The following is a 543-nucleotide window of genomic DNA, read 5'->3' on the forward strand; positions in this document are numbered from 1 at the left end:
CGAGGTGGTCTCCGAGTTGGCGGCAGCGTTCGAGCCCGCGGACTCGCCGCCGCGTGCCGGAAGGCCGGCCTCATAGACGGTGGTCGAGGCAAGGCCCGGCGCCGGAATGCTGTCGGTCGGCGTCGAGTCGCCGATCGAGATGGTCAGCGTGGTGTGCGAGGTGTCGCCGTCGCCATCCTTGATGGTGTAGGTGAAGACGTCGTCGTGGCCGCCCTGCGAGCCGGCATCGCGTACATAGGAGTAGGAGCCGTCGGCGTTAAGCGTCAGCTTGCCGTAGGTGCCCTGGATCTGCACGCCGAGCGAGCCGGTGAAGTCGGCATTGGTGTCGCCGGCCTGGACGCCAACCACCGCTGCGCCGTCTGCACCCAGGACATCGATGCCGGTCACCGGCGAGGTGGTGCCCACCGCCGTCAGCACGTTGCCGGCCTCGGCCGTGAACTGGTTGGAGGCTACACTGTCGGTATCGGCATGCGCCGTCGGCACGTCGTCGATGATGTTGATGACCAGGTTGCCGGCCGGTGCGCTGTCGCCGTCAGTGTCGGT

1 protein-coding gene is annotated in these 543 nt (G+C 68.0%); it reads right to left on the reverse strand.

What is annotated here, in order from left to right:
• Positions 1-543, reverse strand: a 543-nt coding sequence (locus tag NKJ78_RS30765) for an Ig-like domain-containing protein (RefSeq protein WP_352562818.1), incomplete at both ends; no start/stop codon positions are given.

Source organism: Mesorhizobium sp. M0037 (genome assembly GCF_040323635.1).
Classification (GTDB): domain Bacteria; phylum Pseudomonadota; class Alphaproteobacteria; order Rhizobiales; family Rhizobiaceae; genus Mesorhizobium.